At 67.7% G+C, this 13,281-nt stretch carries 15 protein-coding genes; 2 read left to right on the forward strand and 13 right to left on the reverse strand.

Annotated elements, in window-relative coordinates; genetic code table 11:
• The first annotated feature begins 127 nt into the window (after positions 1 to 127).
• Positions 128 to 775, forward strand: a complete 648-nt coding sequence (locus MWN34_RS07340) for a TetR/AcrR family transcriptional regulator (protein ID WP_247028084.1) — start codon at positions 128 to 130, stop codon at positions 773 to 775.
• Between the two features lie 20 nt (positions 776 to 795).
• On the opposite strand, the gene MWN34_RS07345 is transcribed toward MWN34_RS07340, so the two are convergent.
• The 4 genes from MWN34_RS07345 to MWN34_RS07355 all read right to left on the reverse strand — a co-directional run bounded on the left by MWN34_RS07345 (position 796) and on the right by MWN34_RS07355 (position 4,048).
• Positions 796 to 1,410 (reverse strand): amidoligase family protein, encoded by a 615-nt coding sequence (locus MWN34_RS07345; RefSeq protein WP_247028086.1) that lies wholly within the window; start codon positions 1,408 to 1,410, stop codon positions 796 to 798.
• 158 nt (positions 1,411 to 1,568) lie between these two features.
• Complete coding sequence (locus tag MWN34_RS19785; protein ID WP_425532068.1) at positions 1,569 to 1,796, reverse strand: amidoligase family protein; 228 nt, start codon at positions 1,794 to 1,796, stop codon at positions 1,569 to 1,571.
• Between the two features lie 7 nt (positions 1,797 to 1,803).
• Complete coding sequence (locus tag MWN34_RS07350) at positions 1,804 to 2,055, reverse strand: GlsB/YeaQ/YmgE family stress response membrane protein (protein ID WP_247028088.1); 252 nt, start codon at positions 2,053 to 2,055, stop codon at positions 1,804 to 1,806.
• Between the two features lie 391 nt (positions 2,056 to 2,446).
• Complete coding sequence (locus MWN34_RS07355; protein ID WP_247028090.1) at positions 2,447 to 4,048, reverse strand: gamma-glutamyltransferase family protein; 1,602 nt, start codon at positions 4,046 to 4,048, stop codon at positions 2,447 to 2,449.
• A gap of 225 nt (positions 4,049 to 4,273) precedes the next feature.
• Here MWN34_RS07355 and MWN34_RS07360 point away from each other — a divergent pair, with 225 nt between their 5' ends.
• Complete coding sequence (locus MWN34_RS07360) at positions 4,274 to 4,606, forward strand: hypothetical protein (protein WP_247028092.1); 333 nt, start codon at positions 4,274 to 4,276, stop codon at positions 4,604 to 4,606.
• 16 nt (positions 4,607 to 4,622) lie between these two features.
• Here the strand turns inward: MWN34_RS07360 and MWN34_RS07365 are convergent, their stop codons facing one another.
• The 9 genes from MWN34_RS07365 to MWN34_RS07405 form a co-directional block, all read right to left on the reverse strand.
• Positions 4,623 to 5,402 carry a hypothetical protein gene (locus MWN34_RS07365; protein ID WP_247028093.1) on the reverse strand — a complete coding sequence of 260 codons (780 nt, stop codon included), beginning with the start codon at positions 5,400 to 5,402 and terminating at the stop codon, positions 4,623 to 4,625.
• Between the two features lie 155 nt (positions 5,403 to 5,557).
• Positions 5,558 to 6,940 carry a sigma-54-dependent transcriptional regulator gene (locus MWN34_RS07370; protein WP_247028095.1) on the reverse strand — a complete coding sequence of 461 codons (1,383 nt, stop codon included), beginning with the start codon at positions 6,938 to 6,940 and terminating at the stop codon, positions 5,558 to 5,560.
• Complete coding sequence (locus MWN34_RS19705) at positions 6,915 to 8,720, reverse strand: sensor histidine kinase (RefSeq protein WP_247028098.1); 1,806 nt, start codon at positions 8,718 to 8,720, stop codon at positions 6,915 to 6,917. The genes MWN34_RS07370 and MWN34_RS19705 overlap by 26 nt, the downstream gene beginning before the upstream one ends.
• On the reverse strand, positions 8,717 to 9,118 hold the full coding sequence (locus tag MWN34_RS07380) for a DMT family transporter (RefSeq protein WP_247028100.1): 402 nt from the start codon (positions 9,116 to 9,118) through the stop codon (positions 8,717 to 8,719). Before MWN34_RS07380 ends, MWN34_RS19705 begins: the two co-directional genes overlap by 4 nt.
• Positions 9,115 to 10,251, reverse strand: a complete 1,137-nt coding sequence (locus MWN34_RS07385; RefSeq protein WP_247028102.1) for a GNAT family N-acetyltransferase — start codon at positions 10,249 to 10,251, stop codon at positions 9,115 to 9,117. Before MWN34_RS07385 ends, MWN34_RS07380 begins: the two co-directional genes overlap by 4 nt.
• Complete coding sequence (locus tag MWN34_RS07390) at positions 10,241 to 11,149, reverse strand: alpha/beta hydrolase (RefSeq protein WP_247028104.1); 909 nt, start codon at positions 11,147 to 11,149, stop codon at positions 10,241 to 10,243. The genes MWN34_RS07385 and MWN34_RS07390 overlap by 11 nt, the downstream gene beginning before the upstream one ends.
• Before the next feature lie 8 nt (positions 11,150 to 11,157).
• The gene (locus MWN34_RS07395; RefSeq protein ID WP_247028106.1) at positions 11,158 to 11,523 is read right to left on the reverse strand and encodes a DMT family transporter; all 366 of its coding nucleotides are present in this window, start codon (positions 11,521 to 11,523) and stop codon (positions 11,158 to 11,160) included.
• Positions 11,520 to 12,437 (reverse strand): arginase family protein, encoded by a 918-nt coding sequence (locus MWN34_RS07400; RefSeq protein WP_247028108.1) that lies wholly within the window; start codon positions 12,435 to 12,437, stop codon positions 11,520 to 11,522. Before MWN34_RS07400 ends, MWN34_RS07395 begins: the two co-directional genes overlap by 4 nt.
• Before the next feature lie 15 nt (positions 12,438 to 12,452).
• Positions 12,453 to 13,151 (reverse strand): MtnX-like HAD-IB family phosphatase, encoded by a 699-nt coding sequence (locus tag MWN34_RS07405; RefSeq protein WP_247028110.1) that lies wholly within the window; start codon positions 13,149 to 13,151, stop codon positions 12,453 to 12,455.
• Positions 13,152 to 13,281: the final 130 nt, after the last annotated feature.

Raw genomic sequence — 13,281 nt, forward strand, 5'->3', positions numbered from 1 at the left:
GGCGACGACACAGGACGCTCCCTATTTACGAAACTTGAAAGTATCCTTATTTCAGTGACGAACGGATTGTCAATTCGCCGGGCTGTGGGAAAGCGCTGGGCGGATATCGGCATCGGATGGCGGGGACATGGATAAGCACGCACAGATTGAGGATACACCACGCGGCCGCGGCCGGCCCAAGACTGTTTCCGACGAGGCCCAGCGCAAGCGCATCATAGAGGCCGCCTTCGCCTTGCTGTGCGAGGAAGGCTATGGCCGTATGACGATGGACGATGTCGCGGCGCACTGCCGGATGTCGAAGAAGACGCTCTACCGGCTCTTCCCGGGCAAGCTCGCGCTGTTCTCCGCGGTGACCGACTCCCACCGCGAAACCATGATCGACCTGCGTCGCGGCCGCGATGACCTTCCCCTCGTGGAATCGCTCACGCGCATCTTCCTGTGCGACACCAGTGTTGCCGACGATCGCGCGCGTGCCGCCTTCATCCGCGTGGTGATGGTCGAGTGCGAGCGTTATCCCGAACTGAAAGCGGTGGTAGAGGAGCGCGGCCGTGACATGACCCATGCCGAGCTCACCGCCTGGATCGAGCGGCAGAACGCGCTGGGGCGGATGGCGGTCGAGGACAGCCGGATCGCCGCGCGCATGCTCATGGACATCGTTTTCAACCCGTTGGTACGCAGCAGCGAAGGGCATCACTGGCCCGGCTTCGGCGAGCCCCGCGCCTATGTGCGGCGCTGCCTGGAGCTGTTCATCGAAGGTGCCCGTCCACGCGCGTGAATGTCTACGTGCGGATGCCCTCAGCGCGTGATGGGGGCCGGCATCAGCCCCGTGCCGTCGATCCATCTGCCGTCGCGACGGGCGGCGGAGAGGTGGGCAAGGGCAGCTTCGTCGCCGCTCAGCCTTTCGACGGCGAGCCAGCGCTGCCAGTCCCCGGCGATGCTCCAGCCCGGTTTGCCGACGAAAGCGCGCGGCAGCCGGTAGTGGAAGGAAGGGCGCGGCTTCACCTTGCCCGATATGCGCGCTTCAATGTCCGCCGGCCCGTAATGGCGCAGCAACGGAAGCAGGTCGAGGCTGCGCTTTCGGGTCGGGTTGGCATGCACATAGTCGGCGGCAAGGCCGGCGAGAGTCGGCCAGTAACTGGGCGCCAGCACCTTCCGCACATAAGCAGCAGGAAAGGGAGACGGCTGGTGCAGCCGCCCCGCGAGATCGGGCGCCACCTCCCGTCGCAACCACGGCTCCAGGAGGAGAAACGCCTTCAGCACCGCCGCGATGCGCCGGGCATCGGGCTCCGCCTGCTCGATGTTGAAATGCAGCCCGAGCGAATCGAGCCACGATCCGCCACGCCCCCGCGCGCCAGCTTCGCGCAGAACATCGATGGCGGGAGCGAGCCGATCGAGTTCGTCGCTCGGCAATGGCGCGAAAACCAGCTCGCGGGGAACCAGCGGCGCAATCAGCCTGCCGAGCCATGCCGCCGGGCGAGCGGGCAGCCGCAGGCGCGGCGCCCCGATGGTGCGGTGCGGATGGACGTGACGGATGTCGAGCTCGATGCAGGCATCGGGCAGCCTGCTGCCTACAAGGGGACGGCGTGTGCATCTTCAACGCAGAGCGTTCCGCCGAAATGAACGGCCAACGCTTCGCCTGCGCGGCGGACGCCGAGCCCGGTGAACTCGATCTCGACGCCCACCCGGCGGATGGGCGCGGGATCGCTTGTTGAAACAGCGTGGGACCGCGTCGGGAGAGCCTCGCTGGCGAGGCTCTCCCTGTGGGCAGGCGCGGCGTCTTCCGCGAGGAACGTCATCAACCCGCTAGCCGCGGATCGCACGGGCGCCCCAGATGAGGATGCAGGCGCCGACGATGCCCGCGATCAGATAGCCCAGCCAGCCGGCAAAGCTGACGCCCAGCATGCCGAAGATGGCGCTGGCGATGGCGGCGCCGATAATGCCGAGAATGATGTTCATGAACACGCCGGTGTCGCTTTTCATGACACCGGAGGCGATCCACCCGGCGAGACCGCCGATGATGATGGCGGCAATCCAGCCGATTTGAGCGTCTTCCATGGAATATCCCCCTTGTTGCGCGCGGCCGGTCCGGCCCCGCCAGATCAACGGCGGTGTGGCAGCAAGGTTCCATGGTAGGGGTGGAGGACGCAGCGCCTTGGTGCAGCGTCTCCCCATCCTGTCATCCCGGACGGCAAGGCCGATCCAGGATCGTGCGGCTCTCGAGGCGAGGCGTGGCGGCCCTGTGGCGTGTGAAGAAGGTCTGCCCGGTCTTTCGTGATCCCGGCTCTCCGGCTGCACCTACAGCTGGGATGGCGGGCGATGAGCGAGCCTTGTGCCCCGCTCGCCTCGCGCATCGTCATGCCCGGGCGTGGGCCAGGCCGGGGCGCCCGCGACCTCAGCTCGCGACGCCATGGCCCCGCGAGCGGCCTCTCGCGCCCTTCGTCGGCGTTCAGACGCCGAGCGCGCTGCCATCCTTGCGAGGGTCGGAGCCGCCGATCAGGCAGCCGCGGGCGGCGTCCACCATGATCATCTGCGATCCGCCAAGCGGTTCGACGGCGTGGGTCAGTTGGTGGCCGCGCGCGGAAAGGTCGGCGAACACCGCCTCGCCATGGGCCGGCTCGACATCGAGCGTGCCGTTGAAGGCGAAGGAACGCGGTGCGTCCATCGCCGCCTGGGGGTCGAGGCCACGGTCGAAGATACCGGAAATGAGCGCCGCCTGGCCCGCCGCCTGATACTGCCCGCCCATCACGCCGAACACCGCCAGCGCCTCCCCGTCCTTGCGCAGGAGGCCGGGGATGATCGTGTGCAGCGGGCGTTTGCGCGGCCCGATGGCGTTGGGATGACCCTCGATCAGCCGGAACGAGGCGCCGCGCGAATGCAGCAGCACGCCGGTGTCCGGCACCAGTCGCGTCGAGCCGAAGGCGTGGAAGATCGAGTTGATGAAGGACACCATGTTGCCCTCGCGGTCCACCGCGCAGACATAGACCGTGTCCTTGTGTTCCGGCTCGTTCCACAACACCGGCGGCTGGGCGCGGTCCATGCGGATGCGCGCGGCGAGCTGGGCGGTGGTCTGCGGGGCGAGCAGCGTCTCGACCGGCATCGTCATGGTCGCCGGATCGGAGAGATAGGCGTCGCGGTGCAGATAGGCGAGCTTGGTCGCCTCTGCATGGATGTGCACCCGGTCGGCCATCGGCACATCGGGGCCGAGGTCGAAATGGGACAGAATGCCGAGGATCATCAGGGCGATGACGCCCTGGCCGTTGGGCGGGCATTCCTCCACCGTGATGCCGCGGTAATTCGCCGAAATCGGCGTGGTGTAGAACGCCGCGTCCTTGCCCTCGGCGAAGTCTTCCTCGGTGTGCAGGCCGCCGAGGCTGTTCAGGTGCCTCACGATCTTCGCGGCGATTTCGCCTTCATAGAGCGCCGAGGCGCCCTTCGCGGCGATGGCTTCCAGCCGGTCGGCAAGGAGCGGCTGTGCGTGGCGGTCGCCCGCCTTCGGGGCGTGGCCGCCGGGCAGGAACAGAGCGCTCGCATAGGGGTCGCCCTTCAGGATCTCGGCCTCATCCAGCCAGTCGAACTGCACGCGCGGCAGCACCGGATAGCCGTTGCGGGCATAGTCGACGGCGCGGGCGAAGAGGCGGCCGAGCTCCAGTCGGCCGTAATCGCCATGCAGCTTCATCCATGCCGAAACCGCGCCCGGTACGGTGACGGCGTGGGCACTGGTGCGCGGGATCTCACCGGTGACGCCGGCAGCGGCGAGAGCCGCGACGCTGGCAGCCGCCGGAGCGCGGCCGCTGCCGTTGAGCGCGACGGTGGGCTTGCCCTTGGGCGCGTAGAGGATGAAGGCGTCGCCGGCGATCCCTGTCATGTGCGGGTCGACCACGCATTGTGTCGCCACCGCCGCGAGTGCGGCGTCGACCGCGCTGCCGCCGGCATTCAGGATTTCGAGGCCGGCTGCCGTCGCGAAGGGGTGGGAGGTCGCGATCATCGCATCGCGGGCAAGAACCGGCGGGCGGCGGGGGCCGAAGAAATCACGGCGGTCGAGCGACATCACGGCAGGCATCCTTGGCAAGCTGGCGAACGAAGGTGCCCTTTCTCCCGCTCCGGGCGCGCTCCTGCAAGGGCGCTCTGGTTGTCCCGCACCGCTTTCGCCGTGCGTGCGACATTTCTTCACCGAGCATTAAGCATCGACGCGGGATTTCGCCGCCGTTCCGGAACGTCAGGCTCGCCGGACGCTTGTCGTTCGGAGAGGATCAACGCAACCGGAGACGAGGCCATGCAGAACCCGTTGCAGTCCTGTGCCGCGATGCTGTCGCAACTGGTCCGCACCACGCCGCGACTCGAGCGCCCGTCCGCCGCACGCGAGGGCGCCTATGGCGAGGCGGGCTGGCTGCTCAGCCGCAACACTCTGGCAGCAACAGCCCGCTATCGCCTCGGCGACGGCACCGGCACGCTGGAGAGCGAGGTGGCGACCCTTCTGGAGGTCGAGCAGGCGGGCCGTGGCGTGCTGGTTCTGGCGGACGGCCGTGCCCTCGACATCGTCCTGCAACGCACCGGCACGGCGGTGGCGGCCTTCACCGTGCTCGGCGAACGGCGCCAGATGAGCTGAGGGCGCACTGGCATCCTCAGCCGAGGCTGCCGGCGGCGAGATTGATGATGAGAATGCGCTGTGCGTTCGCCGGGGTCGTATCGACCGGCACCTGTTCGAGCTGGAGCTTCGGATAGGAGGAGCGCAGGCCCCCGACCAGTTTCTGCGCCATCGCCTTCGCGGCCGGATGGAAGGAGAGCGATGAACCGGGCGGCTCGAACAGGGCGTCGGCGGATATGCCCACCTCGAAGCCCATCCCCTCCAGCGTCTTCTGCAACCGCGCCAGCTTGTCCTTCGAGAACCGGTCCGGCGCGGTGAAGACGCGCACCGTGTAGCCGGAGCCGGGCAGGGTGGGGGCGGGCGGCGCAGGTGCTGCGGCGTCAGAGGATGACGCGGCCGCGCTCGCATCGGCGGGGGGCAGGGGGTTGATGGCTGCCGCCGTCTGCGGCAGCGGAGGCATCGGCACCGGCGCGCTGGCCGGAGCAGCGGATGCCTCGGATGCTGCGGGTCCGCCCTGCGCCGGAGCGCTGTCTGCTGGAGCTGCGGATGCCGGTGCCGCCGCTATTGAGGCGGCGGGCGCGGTGGGGGCTTCGGGCGGCGGGGCGGGTTGCGGTGGAAAGGTGGGGATAGGCGCCGCCTTGATCTGCGCGAGCGTGTCGCGCAGGCCGTCCTGCGCCTGTTCTATCGCAGCAAGCCGCCTGTCGAGGGCATCGACACGGTGGATGAGGTAGAAGGTCGCTCCGCCGAGTGCGATGAGCAGCAGCAGCGAGCAGGTGCCGAGCACGATGCTCCACACATTCTCGCTGTGGCGGGCCACGGGCGGACGAGGCTGCGGGCGAGGCTGCGGACGCGGGTTCGGATTGTCGGGCAAGGTCGGCATCATGTCCATTGAGATACGCGCGACGACGAGACGGAGTTGGCGCGGGCCATCCTAGAGGATGCCGGCCGCCCCCGCGACCCTTCGGAGCCGTATCACCGGGCCGAGGCGGTTTTCACCACGGTGATGTCCAGCTTCTTCACCCGGTGCCACAGGCTGCGCTCATTGATGCCGAGCAGCTCCGCCGCCTTCACCTGCACGCCATCCACCTGCTTCAGCGCCGCGAGGATCTGCCTGCGCTCGTAGTCGGCGAGTGCGGCGTCGAGGTCGATGGGGAAGGACGGCTGGTCGGTGCGCGGTGCCTGTCGCTCGAAGAGATAGGGCGGCAGGTCGGAGGCTTCGATCACCCCGCCGCGCGCGGAGATGAGGGAGCGTTCCACGCAGTTCTGCAATTCGCGGATATTGCCCGGCCAGCGATAGCTGGTGAGCGCGCGCACGGCGTCGGGGCTGAAGGCGACGTTGCGCCGGCCTAGCGAATAGCCGAGCTCGTCGGAAAAGCGCTTCAGCAGCGGGGGAATGTCCTCCACCCGCTCGCGCAAAGGCGGCAGAGCGATGGGGAAGACGGCGAGGCGATAATAGAGGTCCTCGCGGAAATCGCCGGAGGCGACCATCGCCTTGAGATCGCGATTGGTGGCGGCGACGATACGCACATCCGCTGCCCGGCTGGCGGTGGCGCCGACCGGTTCATAGGCCCGCTCCTGCAGCACGCGCAGGATCTTGGCCTGCAGGGCGAGCGGCATGTCGCCGACCTCGTCGAGGAACAGCGTGCCTCCCTCGGCCTGCGCGAAGCGCCCCGCGCGGTTGGCGACGGCTCCCGTGAAGCTGCCCTTCACATGGCCGAAGAACTCGCTTTCCAGAAGGTTCTCGGGGATCGCCGCGCAGTTCACCGCAACGAAGGGCTTTCGCTGGCGAGGGCTGTTGAAGTGGATGGCGCGGGCGACGACTTCCTTGCCGGTCCCGCTCTCCCCGGTGATGAGCACGGTGGTTTTCTGCTCGCACACTTCGCTGATCGCGCGGATCACCTTCTGGAAGCTGGCCGAGACGCCCAGCAACATGTCGAACTTGTAGCGGCCTGCCAGTTCCTGCCGCAACCGCTCATTGTCGCGCAGCGCGTCCTGCAGCTTGAGGGCGTTGGCGAGGGCGCGGTTGAGGTGGTCGATCTCGATGGGCTTGTCGATATAGTCGTGGGCACCGTCCTTGATCGCCTGCACGGCGTCGCGGACGGTGGAATAGGCGGTCATGATGATGACCGGCATGGTCGGATGCCGCCGCCTTATCTCGGTGAGCAGCGTCTGCCCGCTCATCCCCGGCATGCGCAGGTCGGTGAGCACGAGATCGACGCTTTCGCGCTCCAGCAGGTCGATTGCCGCGCTGCCGCTTTCCGCCGTGAGGGCTCGGTAGCCCTGCGCCTCCAGCGTCCCGCCGAGCACGTCCAGCAGCCGCACCTCGTCGTCAACGATCAGGATGGTGTGCGACATCGTCGAGGCTCTCTGAGAGAAGCGGTAGTACCAGATCGAAGCTCGCGCCGCCGGACGGTTCGTTGCGGGCCTCGATCCAGCCGCCATGGCTTTCCGCGACGGCGAACACCTTTGCCAGTCCGAGACCGGTGCCGGTGGCCTTGGTGGTGACGAAGGGGTCGAAGATCCGTCCCAGCAGGTCCGGCCGGATGCCGGGCCCGTTGTCGGAAACGACAATATGCACCTCGCCGTCTTCTTGCGCGATACGGATCACGAGCCGGGGAGGCTGTCCCGGTTCGTGCGGAGAATCCGGCGCGCGCTCCATGGCCTCGGCGGCGTTGAGCACCAGATTGAGGCATGCCTGCACGAGCTGGTCGAGATCGCCATTGACCAGGGCATCGGGTGCCTCGTCCACGATTTCGACCGTCACGTTGCGGCGTTCCAGTTCGCCCTGGCAAAAGCCGAGCACGCGCGCCACCAGTTCGCCGGGGCGGATGGCGGAGGTGCGCAGGGGCGGGGTGGCGAAGCTCAGGAAGTCGCGGATCAGCCGGTCGATGCGCCGCACCTCGTCCACCACATAGCCGAGCCGGCGCAGCTCGACCGGCGAGAGGCTGCTGCTGCCCTGCAGAAGCTCGGCCGAAGTCTTGATGATGCCGAGCGGGTTGCGCACCTCGTGCGCGAGGCCGGCGGCGACTTCGCCCAGCGTCGTCATGCGCTCGCGCCGGCGCAGCTTCGCCTCCATCTTGCGAAAGGCCTCGAGCTGGCGCGCCATCGAATTGAAGGCCGTGGCGAGCTGGCCCAGCTCATCGCCGCCGCGCACCTCGACACGCTGGCTGAAATCGCCCGTGGCGATGGCGTTGACACCCTGCGCGAGGCGGATCAGCGGGCGGGTCAGCACGCTGGAGAGCATCAGTCCGGCGACCACCGAGATGAACATGCCGACCAGGAAGATGCCGAGGAAGAGGTTGCTGCGGGTGATCCAGCCGGTGCCCCCGCCCTGCAGCGCGCAATAGACGACGCCGACCAACTGGTCGCCCGAGCGAAGCGGCGTGAAGATCTGGATCCCCGCGCCATAGCGGTGGCCGCTGATGAAGGGGGCCGAGGGGTCCGCCGCCGCAAGGCGTTCGGCCATCGCCCTGTCCAGCGGGGGTGCCTGCGCGGTTCCGGTCTGGGAGGAGTACAGGCGCTCGAAGCTGTCGCCGATCTTGTAATAGACGCGGATTTCCAGCGACTGCATCGCGTTCATCGAATTGATGAAGCCGTCGTCGATCCATGTGCCGAGCAGAACCCGGTACTGTCGGCCATTGACCTCGAAGGAGCGTTCGCCCGCCACCAGCAGCACGTCGCGGCCCTGGGCAGTGTAGAGATAGACATAGAGCCCATCGGCGAACTGGATCTTCTGCAGGTGCTCGATCGGCTTGGAGGAGAAGACCATCTTGCCCTGGTCGTCGAGGATCACCAGCAGGTCGTAGCCGAGCGCGTCGGCCATGTCGTTGATGCCGGAGGGCAGCGCTTCCGAAGCGGAGGAGACGAGCGGCGTCAGCAGCCCCTGCTCGATCAGGCTCTGGGCGAAATGGCCCGTCTCTTCGCGTTCGTCGCGCACATTGGCGATGAAGAAGCGGGAAATCTGGTAGAGCCAGTCCTCGACCTCGTTATGGAAGGTCGTCGCCACGACCTGCGTCGCCATATAGGTCGCGACCAGCATGGGCAGCACGCTGACCGCGCAGAGCGTGGCGATGAGCTTCCAGCGGATCGAACGCATCGGCAGCGACCAGGAAGGCAGCGACGGCGCACCGTTCACGTCTCACCCCGCCCCATGAACACGGCACCGGCGACGATGAACCCGATGCCGGCAAGGCGCAACGGCGGCAGCGCTTCGCCGAACATCACGGTGGAGGCGAGCGTCACCGTGACGATGACGATGGCGGTCAGCGGAAAGCCAAGGCTGAGGTCGACCCGGTCGAGGATCACCATCCAGGCAAGGAATGAGCCGATATAGCCGGCGATGCCCGCGATCACCCACGGATCCTGTATGGCGGCAAGGAGCCAGCCGGGGCCGGCGGGGACGTCCGTCAGATGCAGGCCGCCCGCCTTCAGCGCGACCTGCGCCACGGTTTCCGAGCCGATGAGCACTGCCCAGGCGGCGAAGGAGGGCAGGAGAGGATGGCCGCGCCGCTCGGGCGAAAGCACGGTGGTCATGCGGCGGCCTTTGTCAGTTCCGCGATGGCAGGGTCGAAGCGGTCCAGCGCCACCACGCGGGCGACAAGGCGCAATGTCGCATTCAGCACCGCATTGCGATGGCGGAAATATTGCCAGTTGGCGTGCAGCCGGCAACCGAGCCGCAGCTTGGGGCCATAGAAGGCCTGCCCGCTCTGGTAGATCGGGATGCCGGCCTCGATGCAGTAGCGCACATTCACCAGCCAGCTATTGAAGTACAGGTTGTAGCGGCGCACGGCGTCGTAATCCATGCCGATATACTTGTCGATCAACCGACCGTCGCTCTCGATCATGAAGTTGAACGCGACGAGACGGTTGCCCGCCCAGTAGAGCATCACGCTGGTTCGCGGAGCCATCTGCCGGGTCACCTCGTCGAAATAGGCGCCGGGCAGATGCTCGAACTGCAGCTCGCTATGCGCCACCGTCTGCTGGTACAGATCCTCGATCGCCGGCACGATGTCGTCGATGGTGCGACGCTGCTCGATGCGCAGTTCGTCCAGCGCCTTCATCTTGCGGCGCATGTCCTTGCGGGTCGCCTTGCTGAGGCTGGCGAGGTAGTCCTCGAAGCTGGCATAGGGCAGGTCGAGACAGGCGGTCGGCAGGCCCGACAGCCGGGTATAGCCACCCTCCGCCAGCCGGTCCCTCCACACCGGCATGTCCCGCTCCGGCACATCTTTCACCGCGATGAGGTGATAGCCGTTGCGGTGACCATAGGCCTGAAGCGCCGCCATCATCGCGCCGAGCAGTTCACCACGCCGTGCGGGTGCGACATGGGGCGCGAAGCCGAGATGGCAGGTTTCCGCCACCGGCGAGCCGAAGGCCAGCATGCGCATCGACATCAGGCCGGGCATCAGCCGGTAGAGCCGGTCGGTGAGCCGCCGAAGCGGACCCTGCAGCGTGGTGTCGAGCCGATAGGTGGTGCCGAAGGCGGGCGCGACGGCAATGAGGCGGCCTTCTTCGCGCAGGGCGACGTAGAACCAGGTGAAGTCCGGCGGGCCCGCGGCTTCGCAGGCGCTGTAGAACGACCAGTCCTCGGCTTCCCCGGGAAAGCAGCGGTTCCACTCCTCGGGCGAGAAGGCGTGGATCGAGGTGGCGATGGTGCTGTCACAGGCCATAGGCCGGCTCCTGTTCGGCGAGCGGAAAGGCGATGGCGGTGTCGCCGCGCCCGGTGCGGGCCGGTGCGCGCGGCAAGGCCGGCTCGGCCCGGCGCGCCTCCAGCCGACGCAGGAAATCGAGCGAATGGGCGACCACGAGGTCGCGTTCCCGGTCGATGGTGATCATGTGGTAACTGTCCTCCAGCAGGATCTTCTCCGCCTGTCCGCCGAGCCGTGCGGCGAGGAACGAGGCGTTGCGCACGCTGGCGACGTCGTCCTCGCGGGCCTGCAGGATGAGGGTCGGGGTGCGGATCGCGCCGGCTTCGCGCTTCACCCGGGCGATGATGCGCAGCAATTCCCGAAGCGAGAGGCCGGACATGTAGAGATGGCCGGCGGCGGCGGCATCGCCCGCCTCCATGGCGTTGACGATGCGCGCGCGCAGCCGCTCGTCCTTGATGCCGTAGGGATAGGCCTCGCGAAAGCGGATGAAGCGGCCGAAGCCCAGTGTCACCGCGCTGCGCAGGAGGATGCTGGCCTTGGGAATGCTCCAGCCGTCATAGAACAGGGTCGGCGCATAGGCGAGGCAGCCGGCCACCTGGCCGGGCCGCTCGCGGGCGACCAGCAGCGCGAGCAGCGCGCCCATGGAGAGCCCGCCCACGATCACCGTCTCATGGGTGGTGCGGATGTGGTCGAAGGCGGAGAGCGCGCTCGCCAGCCAGTCCTCGGCGGTGGTGGCGATGAGATCGGCCTCGCTGCCGCAATGACCCGCCAGCTTCGCGCCATAGACGGAATATCCCGCCCGCGCGAGGCCCTTGGCGGTGATCTTCATCTCGCTCGGCGTGCCGGTCAGCCCGTGGACGAGCAGCACGGCGGTGGGGCCGCCGGGATAGTGGAAATCAATGAAAGGATGGGCAGGCATGGTGGGTCTCACGCGGAAAGGCTGACGAGAAATGCGCCGAAGGTGATGAACGCGGTGCCGAACCAGCGTTCGGCCGATACCGGTTCGTCGAGGACGAAACGTCCCGCGATCGCCACCCCGCAATAGGCGAGGCTGGCGACCGGGAAGGCGATGCTGAGCGGCACATGGGCGAGCACGAACAGCCAGCCGACCAGCTCCAGCGCATAGGTGGCCACCCCGAGCCCGATGAAAGGCGACGTCACGATGCGCTTCCACACCGGCAACCCCTCGGTGGCGGCGTTCAGGCCGTGCTTGAAGAAGAGTTGCCCGGCGACATCGAGCAGCACGGTCGCGACCAGCACGGCGACCGGAAGGGTGAGAGCCGGGACCGTCATGCGAAGCACTCCTCGAAGGTGGCGATCAGGCGCTCATTGGTGCGGGCATTGATCGCCGCCGCATCGCCGCCACGCGGGCGGTCGCGCTGGTCGAGGAACGCCTCGAGGCTCTTGAAGGGCTGGCGGTAGGGCGCGGGATTGTAGTCGCCGCAGATGTCCGCCCCGACGATCTCGCATTCGCGCGCCAGATGCCGGATCGCGGCCTCGACGCAGGCGAGCGGCAACTCGCCCTGATCCCAGTTGGTCAGCGCCTCGTCCGGGCCGAGCACATCCTTGTCGATGGTGATCCAGACCCGGCGCGTCGGGATCGCGGAGAGCAGGTCGTCCAGCACGCCGCCCCAGTCCTGTGCGCACAGGTTCCGCCAGCGGATCTCGCCGTCGCCGACCTCGTGCCCCTTGCCGGCTGCGACCGGCACCCGGATCTGCGAGGGCTCATGGCGCCATGGCAGCACCACCAGCGAGCCTTCCGACAGCGCGGCGAGGTTGGCGCCCTTGCGGTCCGGCCGAACCAGATCCTCGCTGCAGGGGCCAAGCGTGATGACGCGGCGCACATGCGGCATGGCGAGGGCTTCGTTGACCCAGCCGCCGCAATGGCGGCGGGGGAAGGTGCGGCACCAGTCGGGATGGTTGTCGAAATGCACCACGGTCAGCGGGCCGGCGGCGGCCTCGATGAAGGCGGCGGTGAGGTGGTGGAAGTCGCCGGAGCCGAACAGCGTCAACGTCGGGCTGCTGCCCTCGGCGAGGTCGCGCCAGCCATCGGCGAAGGCGTCATAATCGCGCGAGCGGCTCCAGAGCCGCAGCTTCGGGCCAAGCGCGGTGAGGTCGTGGCGCCGGGCCTTTCCCTCGGCCAGCCGGCGCGCGATGGGCGGCTGGGCGGGCAGGGTACCGTCGAGATCGAGGATGCGTATGTCCATGACGCGTTCCTCCGCTCAGCGCTCGCCCTGCCCGGTGGCCAGCGCCTCGTCGAGCCGCGGTACCGGCATGGCGAGCAGGCGCAGCAGCACCGGAGCGACCTCGGCAAAACCCTCGAAAGCGTGATGGGGGATGCCGTTCTCACCGCAATATTCCACCAGCCGATCCTTCGCGAAGACGAAGTCCACCCGGTTGGAGACGCAGAAATCCGAGCGTCCGTCGCCGATCAGCACCACCGGCTGGCCGGTCAGCGCGTTTTCCTGCGCGATGGCGCATTTGCAGGTGCCGGCTCCCGCCCCGCAATCGGCCGCCGCGCGCGGGCTCGACATGGCGAAACGGTTGCCGGGCCGGAAATCGAGATGATTGGCGAGGATCGGCACGCCGGTAATGCCGTTTGCAGCGAGAATCCGCGCGATCGCGTAGTCCAGCCCGTCGCTGACGATGGCGAGCGGCAAGCCTTCCTCGCGGCAGAACGCGACGAAATCCGGGAAGGCCGGGTCGATGCGCACGCTGTCGAGCAGGGCGTCGAGCGCGGCGCGGCCGGCTCGCATCAGCGCCACCTGCTGCGCCATGCACGCCGCCGATCCGATCTCGCCCGCCTGCCATCGCTCCTCGATCGCCTGCCAGCCGGGTTCGGCGAAGGCCTCGAGCAGGAGGTCGGTCACGTCGCAGAGCGAGACGGTGCCGTCGAAGTCGCAGAGCAGTCGATAGGTCATGCGGGTCGATCCGGAATAGGCGGGCCAGAGGCCGCGAGGTGCGTTGGACCTCTCCTGCGCAATCGCCGTGCCAATCTCGGAAATTTCGCATATCTTATTGATATATAATGATTATTTTATCAGGCGGCGG

The sequence above is a fragment of the Ancylobacter crimeensis genome, assembly GCF_023016805.1.
GTDB lineage: Bacteria > Pseudomonadota > Alphaproteobacteria > Rhizobiales > Xanthobacteraceae > Ancylobacter > Ancylobacter crimeensis.